This is a genomic window from Vibrio sp. BS-M-Sm-2, from assembly GCF_041504345.1.
Classification (GTDB): domain Bacteria; phylum Pseudomonadota; class Gammaproteobacteria; order Enterobacterales; family Vibrionaceae; genus Vibrio; species Vibrio satsumensis.
In genome coordinates this window covers 711,957-730,449 of the sequence record NZ_CP167895.1, presented here as the reverse complement: position 1 = coordinate 730,449, position 18,493 = coordinate 711,957, and the positions used below count along the sequence as shown (strand labels likewise).

The 18,493-nt window shown below is 44.5% G+C and carries 15 protein-coding genes; 4 read left to right on the top strand and 11 right to left on the bottom strand.

The window, feature by feature from the left end; genetic code table 11:
* The first annotated feature begins 57 nt into the window (after positions 1-57).
* The 3 genes from glpK (at position 58) to glpD (ending at position 4,483) form a co-directional block, all read left to right on the top strand.
* Positions 58-1,578: a glycerol kinase GlpK gene (gene glpK / locus AB8613_RS19340; RefSeq protein WP_017064019.1), complete on the top strand. Its 1,521-nt coding sequence runs from the start codon at positions 58-60 to the stop codon at positions 1,576-1,578.
* 292 nt (positions 1,579-1,870) lie between these two features.
* The gene (locus AB8613_RS19335) at positions 1,871-2,656 is read left to right on the top strand and encodes a DeoR/GlpR family transcriptional regulator (RefSeq protein ID WP_146491069.1); all 786 of its coding nucleotides are present in this window, start codon (positions 1,871-1,873) and stop codon (positions 2,654-2,656) included.
* A gap of 267 nt (positions 2,657-2,923) precedes the next feature.
* Complete coding sequence (glpD, locus tag AB8613_RS19330; RefSeq protein ID WP_372385651.1) at positions 2,924-4,483, top strand: glycerol-3-phosphate dehydrogenase; 1,560 nt, start codon at positions 2,924-2,926, stop codon at positions 4,481-4,483.
* A gap of 218 nt (positions 4,484-4,701) precedes the next feature.
* On the opposite strand, the gene AB8613_RS19325 is transcribed toward glpD, so the two are convergent.
* The 11 genes from AB8613_RS19325 to AB8613_RS19275 all read right to left on the bottom strand — a co-directional run bounded on the left by AB8613_RS19325 (position 4,702) and on the right by AB8613_RS19275 (position 17,454).
* Positions 4,702-4,938: a YdcH family protein gene (locus tag AB8613_RS19325; protein ID WP_012600119.1), complete on the bottom strand. Its 237-nt coding sequence runs from the start codon at positions 4,936-4,938 to the stop codon at positions 4,702-4,704.
* A 570-nt stretch (positions 4,939-5,508) separates the two neighbouring features.
* Positions 5,509-6,927, bottom strand: coding sequence for a hypothetical protein (locus AB8613_RS19320; RefSeq protein WP_372385650.1), 1,419 nt, complete (start codon positions 6,925-6,927; stop codon positions 5,509-5,511).
* A gap of 124 nt (positions 6,928-7,051) precedes the next feature.
* Positions 7,052-8,635: a PTS transporter subunit EIIC gene (locus AB8613_RS19315; RefSeq protein WP_372385649.1), complete on the bottom strand. Its 1,584-nt coding sequence runs from the start codon at positions 8,633-8,635 to the stop codon at positions 7,052-7,054.
* Positions 8,636-8,644: 9 nt separating this feature from the next.
* A complete protein-coding gene (locus tag AB8613_RS19310; protein ID WP_372385648.1) occupies positions 8,645-10,075 on the bottom strand; it encodes a Sapep family Mn(2+)-dependent dipeptidase in 1,431 nt (476 codons plus the stop codon).
* Positions 10,076-10,133: 58 nt separating this feature from the next.
* Positions 10,134-10,838, bottom strand: coding sequence for a ribose-5-phosphate isomerase RpiA (rpiA, locus tag AB8613_RS19305; RefSeq protein WP_239718724.1), 705 nt, complete (start codon positions 10,836-10,838; stop codon positions 10,134-10,136).
* A 1-nt stretch (position 10,839) separates the two neighbouring features.
* Positions 10,840-12,834 carry a transketolase gene (gene tkt / locus AB8613_RS19300; protein ID WP_372385797.1) on the bottom strand — a complete coding sequence of 665 codons (1,995 nt, stop codon included), beginning with the start codon at positions 12,832-12,834 and terminating at the stop codon, positions 10,840-10,842.
* Between the two features lie 10 nt (positions 12,835-12,844).
* Entirely contained in the window at positions 12,845-13,798 is a 954-nt protein-coding gene (gene tal, locus AB8613_RS19295; RefSeq protein WP_372385646.1) for a transaldolase, read from the bottom strand.
* The gene (locus AB8613_RS19290; RefSeq protein WP_372385645.1) at positions 13,791-14,537 is read right to left on the bottom strand and encodes an HAD family hydrolase; all 747 of its coding nucleotides are present in this window, start codon (positions 14,535-14,537) and stop codon (positions 13,791-13,793) included. The genes tal and AB8613_RS19290 overlap by 8 nt, the downstream gene beginning before the upstream one ends.
* 48 nt (positions 14,538-14,585) lie before the next feature.
* Positions 14,586-15,743, bottom strand: coding sequence for an iron-containing alcohol dehydrogenase (locus AB8613_RS19285; RefSeq protein WP_372385644.1), 1,158 nt, complete (start codon positions 15,741-15,743; stop codon positions 14,586-14,588).
* 127 nt (positions 15,744-15,870) lie between these two features.
* Positions 15,871-16,602, bottom strand: a complete 732-nt coding sequence (locus AB8613_RS19280) for a ribulose-phosphate 3-epimerase (RefSeq protein WP_239718720.1) — start codon at positions 16,600-16,602, stop codon at positions 15,871-15,873.
* Positions 16,603-16,611: 9 nt separating this feature from the next.
* Positions 16,612-17,454 carry a Cof-type HAD-IIB family hydrolase gene (locus tag AB8613_RS19275; protein WP_372385642.1) on the bottom strand — a complete coding sequence of 281 codons (843 nt, stop codon included), beginning with the start codon at positions 17,452-17,454 and terminating at the stop codon, positions 16,612-16,614.
* A gap of 211 nt (positions 17,455-17,665) precedes the next feature.
* Here AB8613_RS19275 and ulaR point away from each other — a divergent pair, with 211 nt between their 5' ends.
* On the top strand, positions 17,666-18,442 hold the full coding sequence (gene ulaR, locus AB8613_RS19270) for an HTH-type transcriptional regulator UlaR (protein WP_372385641.1): 777 nt from the start codon (positions 17,666-17,668) through the stop codon (positions 18,440-18,442).
* The last annotated feature ends 51 nt before the right edge of the window (positions 18,443-18,493 follow it).

Here is an 18,493-nt window from a genome sequence, read left to right as displayed (position 1 = left end):
ACTAAGCGCCCCTACATTTACTAAAATATAAATAACAAAAGAAAAAGGATTCTTACCATGACCGAGCAAAAATACATTGTTGCCCTAGACCAAGGCACCACAAGCTCTCGCGCTGTAATCCTCGACCACGATGCAAACATCGTAAGTTCTTCTCAACGCGAATTTACTCAGATTTATCCTAAAGCCGGTTGGGTTGAACATGATCCAATGGAAATCTGGGCAACTCAAAGCTCTACATTGGTTGAAGCGCTTGCTAAAGCAGGCATCCGCAGCGATGAGTTAGCAGGTATTGGTATCACTAACCAACGTGAAACCACCATTGTTTGGAACAAAGAGACAGGTAAGCCTGTTTATAACGCAATCGTATGGCAGTGTCGCCGTACAGCAGACATCTGTGAAGACCTTAAAGCACGTGGCCTAGAAGACTACGTACGTGACAATACTGGCTTAGTCCTTGACCCGTATTTCTCAGGTACAAAAGTAAAATGGATTCTAGACAACGTTGAAGGCGCTCGCGAAGATGCTGAAGCTGGCAAATTATTGTTTGGTACGGTTGATACTTGGCTGGTTTGGAAGATGACTCAAGGGCGTGTTCACGTTACGGATTACACTAACGCGTCACGTACTATGTTATTTAACATCAACGACCTATGCTGGGATCAAAAGCTTCTTGATGAGATGGGTATCCCTTCATCAATGATGCCAGAAGTGAAACGCTCTTCAGAGGTATACGGCCAAACTAACCTTGGTGGTAAAGGCGGTACTCGTATTCCAATCGCGGGTATTGCGGGCGACCAACAAGCTGCACTTTACGGTCAAATGTGTGTAGAAGCAGGTCAAGCGAAAAACACTTACGGCACAGGCTGTTTCCTACTGATGAACACAGGCCAAGAGAAAGTAACCTCAAAGAATGGCCTACTGACTACGCTAGCGTGTGGTCCTAAAGGTGAACCTGCATACGCACTGGAAGGTGCGGTATTCATGGGCGGTGCATCAATCCAATGGCTACGTGATGAGATGAAGCTACTGGCTGGCGCAGAAGACTCTGAGTACTTCGCAACTAAAGTGGATTCTTCGAACGGCGTTTACGTGGTTCCTGCATTCACAGGCCTAGGCGCACCATACTGGGATGCTTACGCTCGCGGTACGATCGTTGGCCTAACTCGTGGTGTTAACTCCAACCACATCATCCGTGCAACCTTGGAAGGCATTGCTTACCAAACGCGTGACGTATTAGACGCGATGCAAGCGGACTCTGGCATCAAACTAGCAAACCTACGTGTTGATGGTGGTGCAGTAGCGAATAACTTCCTAATGCAATTCCAATCAGACGTACTGGATACCGAAGTTCACCGCCCTGAAGTAACAGAAGTTACCGCTCTGGGTGCCGCTTACCTTGCTGGTCTAGCGGTCGGTTTCTGGGACAGCATTGATGAACTTCAAGACAAAGCCGTTCTTAACCGTACGTTCATGCCACACCACGACGAAGAGAAGCGTAACCGCCGTTACAAAGGTTGGAAGCGTGCTATCAAGTGTGCGCAGGTTTGGTCTGAACTGCACGATGACGACGAAGAGTAATACTGAGTATTCAGCTCATCGTTAATCATTAGCCGTTGACCTAGGAATTCGAGCAATCAGATCGATTAGATTGCTCGAACCTCAGTAAACGAAACTAAAAAGAGCACTATTTTGTGCTCTTTTTTGCGTTTCAGGCTCAAATTTTACGTTACGAGCACCGTTTTTGCGGTTTAGACATGATTCCTTATCATCATTACTTCTCTCTTTTCATCAATTCGAGCACAATAGCCTGAGTTTATATTTTCGATTTTGACGCGCCAGAGCCTTTGGCGTGCAGGGAGTGGTAAGTTAAGTGAAGCAGATACCAAGACACCAGCAGATTGTAGACCTGGTTAAAACACAAGGATATGTAAGTACCGAAGAGCTCGTTGAAAAGTTCGATGTCAGCCCACAAACCATCAGACGAGACCTAAACGAACTGGCCGATAGCAACAAAATTCGTCGCTATCATGGTGGTGCAACCATTCCTTTAAGCTCGGAAAATACCTCTTATAACACGCGTAAAGCGCTTAATTTCAACGAAAAAGACGTGATCGCCGACGAACTGGTTAAGCATATCCCAGACGGTGCAACTCTATTCGTTGATATTGGTACCACGCCAGAATCGGTCGCACGCGCGCTTAATAAAAATCACAAACAATTACGAGTTGTCACCAACAACATTAACGTTGCCAGCATTCTTCTGCCTAACCCTGAGATAAAGGTTATCTTGGCCGGTGGCGAAGTGAGAAACCGTGATGGCGGTATCGTAGGTGAAGCAACACTGGATTTCGTGAAGCAGTTCCGCCTTGATTTTGGCATCTTAGGCATCAGTGGCATCGACTTTGATGGCTCACTGCTCGATTTTGATTATCACGAAGTTCGCGTGAAACAAGCCATCATCGAGAACAGCCGCAGTATCTTCTTAGCTGTCGACCACACTAAGTTTGGCCGTAATGCAATGGTTAAGCTGGGTAATATCTCTCAGGCACACATGGTGTTTACTAATAAGCAGCCGCCGGAAGAGATTCTGAACATCCTTAAGGATTCAGACATTCCATTAGAAGTTATCGATACAACTCGCCCTGTGAGCGAATAACTCACCCAGTGCTCGATGAGGCCACTTTCTTAAATGAATCACGATTCTTTATAGAAAAGTTAAAAAGTAAAACTTGCTCACGACCACTGTCGCTTCTATGCTCGAATTAGACTTATTTGAACCTCTGCTTTCATAAGCAGAGGTTTTTTTATGCGCAAATCACATAAAACGCGCATAAACGAAAATAATAAATGACCGCAAACGAAAGTTCATATAGGATTCAATTATGTTCTAAAATGCTCGTTCGCTCAGAAAGAGGTCAAAACCATGAGTGCTCAACAAAATAATTCAAACAACAGTACATCTTCCACTTTAGACTTGATCGTGATTGGCGGCGGTATCAACGGTGCAGGCATCGCGGCAGATGCATCAGGTCGTGGTCTAAACGTTGGCTTATACGAAGCAAATGACTTCGCATCTGCGACGTCTTCAGCCAGCTCAAAGCTTATCCACGGTGGCCTACGCTACCTTGAACATTACGAATTTCGTTTGGTTTCGGAAGCACTCGCTGAACGTGAAGTCTTGTTAAGAAAAGCACCTCATGTTGCTCAACCAATGCGCTTCCGTTTGCCTCATCGACCATTTTTACGCCCAGCTTGGATGATTCGCTGTGGCCTATTCCTTTACGATAACTTGGGTAAGCGCACCACTCTTCCGGGAAGTAAGACAGTCAACCTAGCGAAATCAGGCCTACTGAAACCAGAAATGAAGACAGGCTTCGAATACTCAGATTGCTGGGTTGATGATGCGCGTATGGTATTGCTCAACGTGTTGGCAGCAAAAGAGAACAACGCAGAAGTTCGTAACTACTGCCGAGTTGAAAAAGCGCACCGTGAAGGCGGCATCTGGCATGTGACGATCCTTGATGTGATGACAAACCAACGTTTTGAACGTAAAGCGAAAGCGCTGGTTAACGCGGCTGGCCCTTGGGTTAAGCAGTTCTTTGATGATGGATTAGAGCAGGCTTCACCGCGTAATATTCGTCTGATCAAAGGCTCACACATTGTTGTGCCACGCATTCACGACGAACCACAAGCGTACATTCTGCAAAACAAAGACAATCGTATTGTGTTCATGATCCCTTACCTAGATAAGTTCTCGATCATCGGCACCACCGACCTTGAATACAAAGGCGACCCTCGTAACGTCGCAATTGATGATGTTGAAGTGGATTACTTGATTGATATCGTTAACCAGCACTTTGTTAAACAGCTTGGCCGTGAAGACGTAGTTTGGACATACAGTGGCGTAAGACCGCTTTGTGACGACGAATCTGATTCACCACAAGCGATCACTCGTGACTACACATTGGAATTGGACGCAGAGCTTGATCAAGCACCATTGCTTTCGATCTTCGGTGGCAAGTTAACCACTTATCGTAAGCTCGGCGAAGCGGCGCTTAAGAAGCTTGAGCCACACCTAACCAACATGGGTACACCATGGACAGCGAACGACACGCTTCCAGGCGGTAACTTTAGTTGCAGCAGAGAGCAGCTTGCGAAGATGATCCACACAAAATACCCTTGGGCATCTGAAGCGCTATTGCTTCGCTACGTGACTCAATTTGGTACTTACACATGGAAGCTATTGGAAGGCGCAAATAGCGAAGCTGACCTTGGCATCCAGTTCTCAAGCGAAGCGCATGGCGTTTATCAAGTTGAAATCGATTACTTGATCAGTGAAGAGATGGCAATGACTGACGAAGACATCTTGTGGCGCAGAACCAAACTTGGCTTGTACATGAGTGAATCAGAGCAACAAGCGGTGACGGATTACTTGAAACAGAAACTACAAAGTAAAGTGGTAAGCTTTTCTCAAGTAGGCTAACCCCACCAGCCCAAACATGGTTCAAGAGCATAACTAACCATGAAGCTTAGCGTCCCCCGCGCTAAGCTTTTTTTATATCCAATGAAACCCAAGCTTATTTGTTCAGATAGGGACGGGAATGCAGAAACAAAAAAACTCCCGAAGGAGTTTTTATTGTCTCAATCTGCAATTCGCTAACTAACTATTTAATTTAGCTATTCAGTAAAATAACCCGCTAGCTAGGCAATTAAGCGAGCATGCAGTGAATCTTTAAGCTCAGAACGATCATGTTTTAGTTGGTGCATCGAGCCGTCATCAATGGGTGAATCTTTCAGCTCTAGTTTACGAATCTCTTTATCAAGGTTGTCGTATGTCTTCATATCTGCTGCAAAGCCATCGTCAGTTTTAGCAAGCTCAGCAATTTTGTCTTTCATTTCAGGAAATTCGTGAACAAGAGAGTGATTTTCACCTAGCATAGAAACCTCTTAAGTTGAGTAAAGTGATTGGGTTAGTCTTAAACACATTCACTATTAACCTTAGCAAGTGCTTGCACGAACAAATGAGATCTACCACACAACATAGTGCATACTTTAACCAACAATACACACCAAGTTCAATATCGTGATAGCACTTTGAATTAACAGATTTAGTAATAAAAACAAAAGCCCTATGAACGACATAGGACTTTTAGCAGAGATTAGGAGCCGAACAGATTAGCTGCTGCAGCCACCAGAATGAATTCGGTTCGTCTCTTCGCTTGGCGATGTTGATGCCGTAGACTGGCACCCTGCAACAAATAAAAGTGCTAATGACAACATAAGCCATTTCATAACCATTTCTCCTTCCATGATAAGTAGAGCTTAGTGTTTCTAAGCAAGTTCACCTAGTGATAGCTCAAAGTTTTCGCTAAAGGGTAAAAGCATCACCTCATCATTTAACGACCGAGTTTTTGAAGAAAAAATTTCAGGTTGCTGAATAAAAATTAGCCCAACCGACAGGCTGGGCTAAAATACATCACTATTGTTGTAGTAGTAGAGACTACCGGATTAGAAGTTGTAAATTAGCGCAATTTCAACTCGTGAGGTGTCGTCACTCGAACTGCCTACGACATCACGGGTATAGTCACTGTCTAGGGCGTAGTACATATTAACCTCAGACTTTAAGTTACCTGTAATGTAGTTATGGAATTGCAAATAAAATTGGCTATAAGCGTATTTTTCATCCGATTCTGCACCAAACAAGACATCTTGATTTAACGTATAAATCGCATCATCGGTGTTTGCTCGCCATGTCGACATGAAACCTGCAATGATTGACTGCTTCGGCTGATATTCAATGACAGTGTACGAACCAACCTGCATCGCATTACCATATGCCCCATCATGTGCGAAACCTAATGGGTCACCGGTCCATAGCGGGTTAAAGGTATTAACCTTATCGCTGTCTTTATCCGAACCTGAAGCATAATGTAGGTTCAAACCTAAACGGTAGTTCCAATCGGCTTTCCAGTTGTAGTTCAAATCTGCATAAGCCATATACGCAGAAATGTCTTTACCTGCATGGTCACCAAATTGGTACACACCATCGAGCATGTAACCAAAGCCTTCACTCACAAAGTCATGAGCATGAATGCCCAGAACTTGAATATCAACATCTCCATCAGGTGCATTAACAAAGCTTTCGTTTGTTAGCTGATTACTCATTACGTAAGCTTGCATCGTACCGAAATCGGTTTGCCAATTCGCGAATAGACCTGTTGATTTCTTACCGTTAGTTTTGTCATCCCAGTTGCCACTAAAACTACCGTCGCTATATAACGGGAAGACTTCTTCACCGTAATAAACATCAAAATTAATACCAGAAACGCTGTACTTCGCACTTGCCGCATTCCAACTAGACTGTACCGGCGTAGGCTCACGGTTCATCATTTGCCATTCATTCAAGTAAATTTCTTGACGCCCAAGTCGTGTACTTAAATATTGCTGGCCATCGTCAAGGAGCTTGAATTCTGCGAACAACTGATGAAAATCCGTACCTGCATCATCCACCGGCCCTGGGTTATCTAGGTTAGTGTAGTTGGTACGAATCTCACCGAATAAGCGCATCCAATCTTGATACGTCACATCCGTCGCAAACTGCATACGAGTCCGAAGCTCATTCTTTTTGCGATTTTCGCCGTCGTACATATGGTTCCAACGGTTATCGAGAGCCGCTTTTACATTACCGCTAAAAGAAACTTTCCAGTCACCGCTTTCATCGATGTCCAAACGTTTTAGTTTCTCAGAGAAGCTTTTTTGGCTCTCTTTCAAATCGTCGACATAGCTCCAATCTTCATTGGCTCTGTCTCCCCAGAACACCATAGGGCTTCGTTCTGGCCAATCCGCCACTGTATTTTCACTTGCATGTAGAACGCCGGAAACGCATAGGGCAAGTAAGGTAACTGCATGTTTTGTCATTGTTTTCATTTTTATAATATCCATATTTCAGGTGCACGAATCCCTTCCTGTGACACGGGGTCACAGGAGGAATCATGAGTTATTGGGATTCTATTAAGCTTGTAACTGTAGGGTTACATAAGGGAATACGTTGCTAGGAATCGACACCTAAGGCTTCTTTAATACCAGAGGCTATCGTTATGACATTAGCACCGTATATCACCTGAATGCCTTTATTCATCCTTACTACTCCGATAGCGTTAAGTTCTTGTTTCCAAACTTTATCGCTTGCCGCTAAGGATTCATCATGCAATGAGACACGCAGTCGAGTGGCACAGTTTGCTACGTTTTCAATATTGTCGGCACCGCCTAGCGCTTCAATAATTCCAGCAGGTAGGTCTTTTGAGGTTTGCGCTTTTTTCTTTTTAAAGTCTTCTTTGGAGTACAGCGCTATGTCGCCATCATCTTCCTCACGACCCGGAGTTTTCGAGTCAAACTTCAAAATAAAGAACTTGAAGGTGTAGAAGTAAATAACGAAATACAGAGGGACTATCCATATCAGAGCCCAAGCATGCACTTTCTCAGGTTGAAGCAAGTTAGGCACCATGAACAGTAGCTGATTACCATGAATGGATACGCCCATCATTTCAGTGATCACATAAGCTAAACCGTTTAGAGGCACGTGAACAGCAAAGAATAGGAAAGGCTGAACAAATAAGAAGGTGTACTCCAGAGGCTCAGTGATACCGATCACTGCCGCTGTGAACACGGCAGGTACCATGATAGCTGCAACTTTCTTGCGATTTTGTGTTTTCGCCGTCACATACATGGCATAAGCCGCACCAGTTAAACCGCCAATTTGAATTGGAATTCGTCCGCTAGTGAAGTTATGGGTAATGTAGCCCGTTGCCTCTGGTGAGCTCATTTGGCCGTTCATAATGTTACGAACACCTTCATAAACCACACCATCAATCTCCATTACACCACCTACTCGAGTGTACTCGATAGGGAATGCGATCAAATGGTGCAAACCAAACGGTAATAGGCCTTTATCAAACACACCGAAAAGGAACGAACCAAAGATACCAGAGCTGGTAATAAGCGTTGTTAGCGACTGCAAAGCACCTGCAATTGGTGGCCAAGCATAGTAAACGAAAAGGGCAATTGGCATAATAGCGAAGTAAGCAAAAATCACTACCGCGCGAGGGCCAGAGAAAAAGCTAAGTAACGTAGGCATTTCAAATTTGTAAAAACGGTTGTGGATCCAAGCCGTAATACAGCCCACAAGAATACCGCTGAAGATACCCATGTTGTAAGCGAAAATACCTAAAGATTCTCCCCATAGAGAGTTGAAGTTTTGTGCAGCGACTTTGTCGTAACCAGCATCATTCATCAAAGATGCAACACTGGTAGTTTCAGCAGTCCAACCGTGAAATGCAGCAATCGAACCGATAGCGACATTGAAACACATGAACATGGTAAAACCGGTAAAGGCTGCCCATCCTTTTTCAGATTTGGCGAGTGCAAAAGCCAAACCAATCGCGAAGAATGGAGGTAGGTTGCGCATCACCATCAAACCTAGATCTAACATCAGTTTGAAAAATGCCCAAATAACAGAGTCAGTTGCAGACATTTGATTTACAACGCCCGCACCTATACCAATAAATATACCTGCGATGACCAGTACGATGATAGATACCATCATACCTCCAGCAAGTGCTTGAACCTTATCTCTCATAATTTACTCCTAAAGTGATATGAGAACTTTCACGTATATTGTTATTGCTCTTTTTAATGACTTGAGGCTGAGCCTTTCGTTGGGCTCATGAACACAAGTCACATCACCAGGAAAAGTAGGTCCGAATGCAACACCATTGTTTAACGCACGCGCATACGAAGCCGCGCCTTTGCTAAAGCATTGAGCGTCCGTTCTTGTAACTTCGGAATAAGCTTTTCCCATCGCTTGGATAAGATCACTTTCGGGTGAGAGGTAAGATAGAGGTAAGTACTGCTGTTCAATCATTCTCACTCCATATTGTTGGGACAAGTATTGGAGTTGGGTACGAGTCTGATCGATAGTCAGGCCTTTAGGAAACCGAAAATCAAAATCCAAGTTGTAACTATGTTGATCGAGGTTAATAGACGAAACACAACAAGTGGTTGTTCCCATTTCAGCATCTTGATACGCGAGTCCTAATTTGGAAGCATCGCTTGCTTGCGCAAAGCATCCATCCAATAGTTCAATCAAGCTTTGAGAATGAGCATCTAAACCTTCAACATCTCGCATTTGAAGAACAAACTGTTCCATACAGTTGTCAACTTTATGCGGATTGCGGGACTTCTCCCACGGCGTTGATAGTTCAACGCAATACAGCTCCTTCTGTGAGTTATCAATACCCGCTTTATTTTCCACGAGCGTTACTTTGGCAAAAGTGGCAAACCTCGCCGCAACTTCAGCCGCTTTTTCACCAGTTAGGTACACAGTTAATTGATAGCAGGTGGATGTTCTGTCACGCTCACTTTCAATACTGACTATCTGGCAACTTCCTACGTCATTGAGAGTTGGGAGTTCTCGTTGAAATGACGCATATAGGATTCCTTTTTCTCCATTAACGATTGGGAAGTCGCCATCAGGAGAAAAGCCATATTCTGGCTGAGGATTGTGCTTAAAATAATGTTCTACACATTCCCAAGTTGTCTCTTCTGCACCACCGATAATGACTCGAATCGTTTTATCAAGCTTCATATCGAGTGCTTTAAACATCTTGAGGATGTACAGACTTGCCATCAAAGGGCCTTTGTTGTCTGTAACGCCTCGACCGTATAATTCATCACCTTGTTTATGCATTTCAAATGGCGGTGTGTTCCATTCATTCAAATCACCGGCTTCAACAACATCAACATGGTGCAAAATAGCTATTTCTTGCTCGCCTTGACCAAAGCAAATGTCCAGCGCATAACCCTGGTGATCTCTTACTTCAAAACCTTCACGCTGTGCGAATTCAATTAAGTAGTCGAACGCCTGTCTAATTGAACGACCAAATGGTGCGCTCTCTTCACTTGTGGTCAAGTCTCGCACAGACGGAATAGCAATTAACCCCGACAAATCATCCAAGAACGCTTGGTGATGTAAATCAAGATAGCCCAGAGATCGGGGTGAAAAATTGCTTTCCGTCATGTTTAGTCCCTAATTAGCTGTTACTGAGTAAGTTATAAATAGACTTGTTAACGAGGTCTCATTTTCTCGATAACCAGTGCGTTCCTTCGCTATTTGAGAACGCCATGAAATCTGCTGAACGCTGCGCAAAGATACCGTTTTCAACCACCCCAGCAATCGCATTCAACTCTCTTTCTCGGCTTTTAGGCTCGGTAAGATCTAGGCCAGAAACATCGAGAATTATGTTGCCGTTGTCGGTCAAGCAGCCTTCCCTTAGCACAGGCTCTCCGCCTAAACTTCGCAAAGCGTTGAAAACCGCTTTCTGTGCTGCTGGTAACACCTCCACTGGTAACGGAAATTGCCCAAGTTGAGTGACTAAACGACCGCTATCGGCAATAGTGATAAAACTCATGGCTAATGTCGCGAGCACCTTTTCACGCGCTAGCGCCGCTCCTCCACCTTTCACTGTAATGCCGTCGGTCATCCCCTCATCAATGCCATCAATATAGAAATCGACACGGTCGCACTCCGCAATTGCCAACTCTTTCAAGCCGGCCTCTGCAATCGCCTTACTCGAACGTTCAGAGCTCGATACACAGTGAGAAAACTCCGCTCCACTCTGCTTCAATAACTGAATAAAGACTTCGACGGTTGCACCTGTACCAATTCCAATGACACTTGACGGCGTTAGCGCATCAATCACATGCTCTAAGGCTACTTTCGCAGCCTTAGTACGCAGGCAATCTTGGCTAAGGTTTTCAATAAAACGCGTTGCCATTGCCATACTATCTCTCCAGAACCGCTTTAGACTTCTCTACGATGTTTTCAACCGTAAACCCAAACATTTCAAATAGCTCTTCTGCAGGCGCTGACTCACCAAAGCTCGTCATACCCACGATGTCACCTTGTAGCCCTACATATTTGAACCAGTAGTCACGAATACCAGCTTCTATCGCAACACGTGCCGTGATATGGCTAGGCAGCACTTGCTCTTGATATTCAGTTGATTGAGCATCAAACACATCAGTTGCTGGCATCGAAACCACTCGACAGCGTACGCCTGCTAATTGCGCTTTTGCCTCCATCGCTAGCGCCACCTCAGATCCAGTCGCAATCAAAATCAACTCCGGTTCACCTTCACAATCAGAAAGGATATATCCGCCTTTTGCTACATTGGCTAACATCGATTCATCACGTTCAAATTGCACAAGGTTTTGGCGAGAGAAAATCAACGATGTTGGACCATCGAAGCGTTCGATTGCTGACTTCCACGCCACAGCCGTTTCTACTTGATCACAAGGCCGCCACGTACTCATGTTTGGCGTCAGGCGCAATGATGCGATCTGCTCCACTGGCTGATGCGTTGGGCCGTCTTCCCCTAAACCAATTGAGTCATGGGTATAAACGAAAATACTGCGTTGCTTCATCAGTGCTGCCATACGCAGCGCGTTTCGAGCGTATTCCATGAACATCAAGAAAGTGCCGCCATAAGGAATGAAACCGCCATGAAGTGCGACACCATTCATCATTGCCGACATCGCAAACTCACGTACGCCGTAACTTAAGTAATTACCGGAAGCATCTTGAGCCGAGATCGATTTTGAACCCGACCAGTTCGTCAGGTTTGAGGGTGTTAAATCGGCAGAACCGCCCAAGAACTCTGGAAGTAACGGACCAAACGCTTCAATGGTATTTTGCGATGCTTTTCTGGTTGCAATCGTTTGCGGGTTAGCTTGCAAGGTTTGAATCCAGTCTTGTGTATACTGCTCCCAGCCTTCTGGTAATAAGCTTTGGCTACGACGTGCAAACTCAGCAGCTAGCTCAGGGTAAGCTTGTCGGTAAGCATCAAAACGAGCTTGCCAATCAAGCTCATCGGCCTTGCCTTGCTCTTTTCTATCCCACTCATTGTAAATATCTTGCGGCATTTCAAACTCTGGGTGTTCCCACCCCAAGTTTGAGCGAACAAGTGCCACTTCTTCTGCACCTAGGGGAGCACCGTGGCAGTCATGGCTTGCCGATTTATTTGGAGAACCAAAGCCAATGATTGTTTTGCAACAAATCAAACTAGGTTTATCTGTTACCGACTTCGCTTCAGCAATCGCTTTATGGATACTTTCAGAATCGTGACCATCAACATCGGCAATCACATGCCAGCCATAAGCCTCAAAGCGTTTTGGCGTATCATCAGAGAACCAACCATCAACATCGCCATCAATTGAAATGCCGTTGTCATCCCAGAATGCGACTAACTTTCCAAGCCCTAGTGTTCCCGCTAGTGAACAAGCTTCATGCGAAATCCCTTCCATCATGCAGCCATCGCCCATGAACACATAAGTATGGTGGTCTACGATCTCATGACCTTCTCGATTAAATTGTTCGCCCAAGACTTTCTCTGCCAACGCCATGCCCACGCCGTTAGTGATACCTTGCCCTAGCGGACCAGTTGTTGTCTCAATACCCGGTGCGTAACCATATTCAGGGTGACCTGCAGTTTTACTGTGTAATTGGCGGAAAGATTTAATATCGTCCATCGACAGCTCGTACCCAGATAGATGCAGCAAGCTGTAGATCAACATCGAGCCATGACCATTCGACAGAATGAATCTGTCTCGGTCTGCCCAATTCGGATTGGTTGGGTTGTGTTTTAGAAAATCTCGCCATAGCACCTCAGCGATATCAGCCATTCCCATTGGAGCCCCAGGGTGACCTGATCCCGCTTTCTGCACAGCATCCATGCTTAATACACGAATCGCATCAGCAAGTTTTGAACGTGAAATCATCATACTTCTCCTACAAACGCGCTTCGATCATGGTTTCCAATTTGCCTTGGTCGACGGCAAAATTGCGAATACCTTCCGACAACTTTTCCGTGGCCATCGGGTCTTGATTCATTTCCCATCGGAATTCAGCTTCTGTCATCGATGCTGGTGCAGTTTTAATCGCGTCACGCGCTGAAAACAACTGGCATTGCACATCGCCTTCTTGAGCGGCTAGTTGGTCTAAAATTGCTGGACCAATCGTCAGGCGGTCACACCCTGCTAACGCTAAAACTTCTTCTGCGTTGCGGAAGCTGGCACCCATGACGACTGTCTCGTAACCGTGGTCTTTGTAGTAGTTGTAGATATCTGATACTGAAACCACACCTGGGTCTTCATGAGGTAAGTACTCTTTTTTCTCTGTATTGGTTTTGTACCAATCAAGAATTCGCCCTACAAAAGGAGAAATTAAGAAAGCACCAGCTTCTGCACACGCTTTTGCTTGAGCGAAGTTAAACAACAAGGTCAAATTACAGTTGATGCATTCTTTCTCTAACACTTCAGCAGCTTTAATGCCTTCCCAAGTAGAAGCCAGTTTGATTAAAATGCGCTCGTTACTAATACCGGCCTCGTTATACATCGCAATCAATTTGCGTGCCTTTGCTAGGCTTGCTTCTTTGTCAAATGACATACGAGCATCCACTTCTGTAGAGATGCGTCCCGGTACCGTTTTTAAAATCTCTAGGCCAATATTGACGGCCAACTTGTCTCCAGCATCAATTAATTGCTGAGACTTATCATCGCTTTGGGATTTTGCCCACGTCACGGCATCAGCAATCAAGTGATCGTATTGAGGCATCTCAGCTGCTTTTAGCACCAAAGAAGGGTTAGTGGTGGCATCTTGAGGTTGAAAAGCCGCAATCGCATCAATGTCACCGGTATCCGCAACAACGGTAGTGTACTTTTTCAATTGTTCTAATTTATTCATCTTCATTTCTCATAAGTTGATTAAGCAATTGCGGTAAGGTTTGGTCATTCATCGAACTCAGCACCACGTTGGCTAGCGAGACATCGAGGTGACGAGTGAGCAAGTTAGTTACCGCTACTGTTGGTATTCCTGCCGATCGAGCCGCCTGAACACCCGGAGGAGAGTCTTCAAATGCGATGGCTTGATGGGCAGAGACACCTAATTGATTTAGGGCGGCCAAATACACATCGGGTTGAGGCTTACGTTTTGTTGGAGCAATGTCTTCTGCACCGACAAAACAATCAAAGAAGTGAGTGAGATTTAATCGAGATAAAATTGGATGGTAATGCTCAAATTCAGAGCTTGTTGCAAGTGCAATTTTCCAATTTTTTGACTTTGCAAACTCAAGGTATTGGCGAACACCTTCACGCTCAGAAATGGTTTCAATCAAGCGATACGCTTTCTCCTCAACAAGTTGGCGAATGTCATCATTCGACAACGCCTGATGAGATGCTTGATTAAATAATTGATAAAGAGAGGTTGCTGGTGCTGAGCTCCCAACTAGACCAGCAACCTGAAGAGGTGATACTTCAACATCATGGGTTTTTAACAAAGCTTCCCAGGCTTTAAACATACAAGTCTCGGTATCCACGAGAAGTCCATCGAAATCAAAAATCAACGCTTGAACATCACTGGCAATGAATTCCTCTCTTTCCAATTTCAGTGCTGTGTTATTCGAAGTGATGATGCTTTTTTCCATGGTCTCGTCTCCATTTTCTTTATTAATTTATTTTTAAACCCTGTGGCACTAGACCAAACTGGCGTGTAATACTTTTTTCATTTCATCACCGCTAGTCAGCGGTAAATCAAAGCAGAAAGCAGGCTCTAGCTTAAGAACATCTTCTTGAGTTACCCCGACTTGAGTTAAATTCGACTCAAGGCCAATTCGCTCAAGAAACTTCACAAGAAGTGCCGCCAATGATTGAGCTTTTTCTTCAGTGCTTCCCACGGCACCAAAGAGCTCAGCCACTTGTGCAAATCGCTCCGGCTGTTTTCGCCACTGAAGTTGCACATACGCCGGATAAACAACAGCGAGTGTTAAACCATGTGGTAAGTTCGTTTTACTACTGCCCAAAATCTCCCCAAGAGGATGCGGCGCTCCAGCACCACCATTTGCTAGTGAAATTCCGCCTAACGTGTCGGCTTTCGCCAACTCGCAACGACCAGCTAAATCTGCTCCGTTGTCTACAACATTTGGCAAGTTTTCAACCACCAGCTTCATGGCTTGTAACGCCATTGCATCCACAAAAGGAGATGGACGCGTGCCAGTAAATGATTCAAACGCATGAGAAAAAGCATCAAAACCCGTCATTGCAGTCATACGAGGCGGCAGTGTTAACATTAACTCTGGATCAATCAGCGCTTCGCAAGGAAAGAACTCCGGATGAAACAAAGTCAGTTTTGCGTGCTGTTCCATGTCTGTAATCACCGCAGCTTGCGTTACCTGTGACCCTGTACCAGACGTTGTCGGTACTGCGATCAAAGGAACAACTTGAGCGGGTAAATCTTGGATTTCTCCAAACGGTGAGTCATAGGTTGCGAACCAATGCGCCCAGTCCAAAGACTCTGCATTGATAGCAGCAGAAATGATTTTTGCTGTATCAATCGAAGAGCCACCACCAATCGCTAACACCACATCACAATTTGCCGAGACAGCTACTTGACGGCCAAGCTCCACAACAGTGGTTGGTGGGTTTGGTACCACGCCATCAAAATGTGTCACTTCAATTCCTTGCTCTGCTAGCAGGGCAAAAATACGGTCATAAGCAGGTTTCACGGCATCAAAAATTGGCTCACTGACCACGAGGCATCGTTTGCCATATTGAGCAACAAGCTGCCCAACCTTTTGAATTTCTCCTGCACCAAATGTCAATTTTGTCGGCTGATAATATTGAAACTGTGTCATGAATTAATCCTTGGTAGTGGTGCCAAGCTCGAGCATATATAGGGGGTAAGCTCGGCACCGTTATTAGATTGAGCGCGACAGCAAAATGAATCACTTATATGAATCACTGTTACGCCAAGTGAAAAAGTTAAGCTGTTTCAGCTTCTTCTTGTTTCACTTCTGCTTTGTCTTCGAGTTGGTCAATCGCAGCGCGGAAATCACGAACACCAGCAGTAATGCCATCTTTGTGACCAAAGATATTGGTAGAGGCAACCATTACGTCGATGTCTTCATTAAGCAGCTCTTCGATATTGTGGTTACGGATACCACCATCAACACATAGCTCACAGTTAGGGTTACGTTCGTTGATGAGTTCACGAGCTTCACGAATCATTGCAATCGCTGATTTGCGCCATAACCACTCATCATCGCCATCAGTAATTCCGTGAATAACAATGTGTAGGCGATCTAAGTAGTAGATAGATTCTTTAACAAATGACACTGGTGTTAATGCACCAACTGTTAAGCCAAATTTCATTCCGTGGTTTTGGCAGTATTTAATGATGTAACACAGAGGAGCACCGATAAAATGCTCTGCCGGTAGAATCAACATGTTTGCACCTGCAGCTGCGATTTTATCGATAAATAATTTGTCGCAGTCTTTGAAGTAAGCATGAACTTCAATTGGCTTTTCAGTGTAAGGGCGAATACCTTCAACGATTTGATGTCCACCCATCAATTGCAGGTTTTTTAGGTCATGCATATCTGCCGCATCACAGTGAATGTAGTCTGCACCAGCGTCTGAGACTTCTTTCACTACGTCAGCAATGTGTCCGTAATCTACGTGAGCTAGGCCTGCTGCAATTTTCACTTTTTTCATGGTATTTCCTTAATAATTAAAAGAATGTTGGTATGTTTTCTGGCCTTCTTGCACCGTGAGGCGAAGATACTGACCAATTCCACAACCGTTGTTATTGGTGACAATAAGGTTTGCTAAACCCTTTAATGAAGGGCTAGCGTTATCCATAGCAACAGGCTCCCCGACGAGTCGGAACATAGAGGCATCGTTGTCCCCATCTCCAAAAGCTATGGTATTTTGAGCGGATATATTTTGTTGTTTCAGCCACTGAGTTAGCGCATGGCCTTTTGTGGCTAACGTCGACGTAATGTCGAGTTTTGTTGGTGCAGATAAATCAGCTTGGCAATGAGCTTGCAAAGCATCCCTTAATTGGTTCAAAGCGACTTTGTCCGAGCTTGAAACAAGCACTTTGTATACGTCGCCAGCCTGTTCAAGCAGTTCACTGATAGCAGGAACGACTTGAATGGATATGTCTGCATTAATGACTTGCGCTTTTTTGACCAAGTCTTCTGTGTGCTGTGACGCTTTTTGAGCAAACACGCCACGGCTTGAATAAAGAGTGAAAGCAAAGTGTCCTTCATTCAGCAGGCTCACTAGATCAATGAGAAAATCACGTCCCAGAATTTGTGGGTTCATTATGTTCTGCGTGATTGGGTCAAAAAGGTATGCACCGTTACAGCAGATGATAGGTAAAGACAAACCAAGCTTTTCGACATAAGGCATCATTAACTGATGCGGTCGACCACTCGCTAGACTGACGCAATAACCGCTGTTCACAGCAAGCGAGATCGCTTCTTTATTGTTTGAGCAGATTTGCTCATCATCTCTTAACAATGTTCCATCTAAATCAATAATGACTGCTTGATACTTCATCTTGGTCTCCAATGACTCTTCATGACGCAAAATGACTATAAATGGTCAAATGCAGTCACGTAAAGTCATTTTTGATTTGTTATGACCAAAATTCAGTGATAGATCACAATAACAACGTCATTAAAAATCAAAACGAGTCACGGTTAGATTTTATTTGCTCAAAAATTCATAATGCGTCAAAATAAGTCAAAACTAATTAAAGGCATGAAGAATGAATGAAGCTCAACGTCATAGAAGCTTGCTTGACCATTTAAACAGTCACACTTTTATTACGACAAATGACTACGTAAAAATGTTAGATATCTCTTTATCAACGGCTCGTAGAGACATAACTAAGCTGGCAGAAGAAGGTAAGCTAAAGAAGATTCGTAATGGTGCAGAAGTGATCAACCATGATGCGCCATTGGCTGCCACACACGTTCCAAGTAGCTTTATTCCTAAAGAAAAAGATATTGAGTGCTACGCTGCCAAACAACGGATTGCCAAAGCAGCTGCAGATATGTGTGAAGAGCACGATAGTATTATTGTTAGCGGAAGTAACACCACCTTTCTGATGGGGGAACACCTTCTTCACAGAGATGTTCAAGTTATGACTAACTTTATGCCGCTGGCCTACCAATTGATCAGTCAAGATCATCAGAGCATCATTATTTTGGGCGGTCAGTATCTGCCTGAACGTCAAATTACGATTTCACCCGATGAAGAAGCCGCAGACGATCACAAGAGTCGCTTTGTGTTCTTTACCGGTACGGGTGTAACGGCTGCTGGTATCCACACATCTGATTTATTAGTGTATATGGCAGAGAAGAAGCTTCTAGAGTATGGCGATCGCATTGTTGCGCTAATTGATAGCAGCAAGGTGGGTAAGCACGGTGGAAAACTCCTTACGTGCACATCCAAATTAGACACTTTGATTACTGATGAAGGTGCCGATCAACAGACACTCGATTCATTACGCCAACAAGGGGTTAATGTTGTCGTAGTCTGATGGCGAATAACCACCTGATAAAGAAAAAGGATTGGTAGCATACCAATCCTT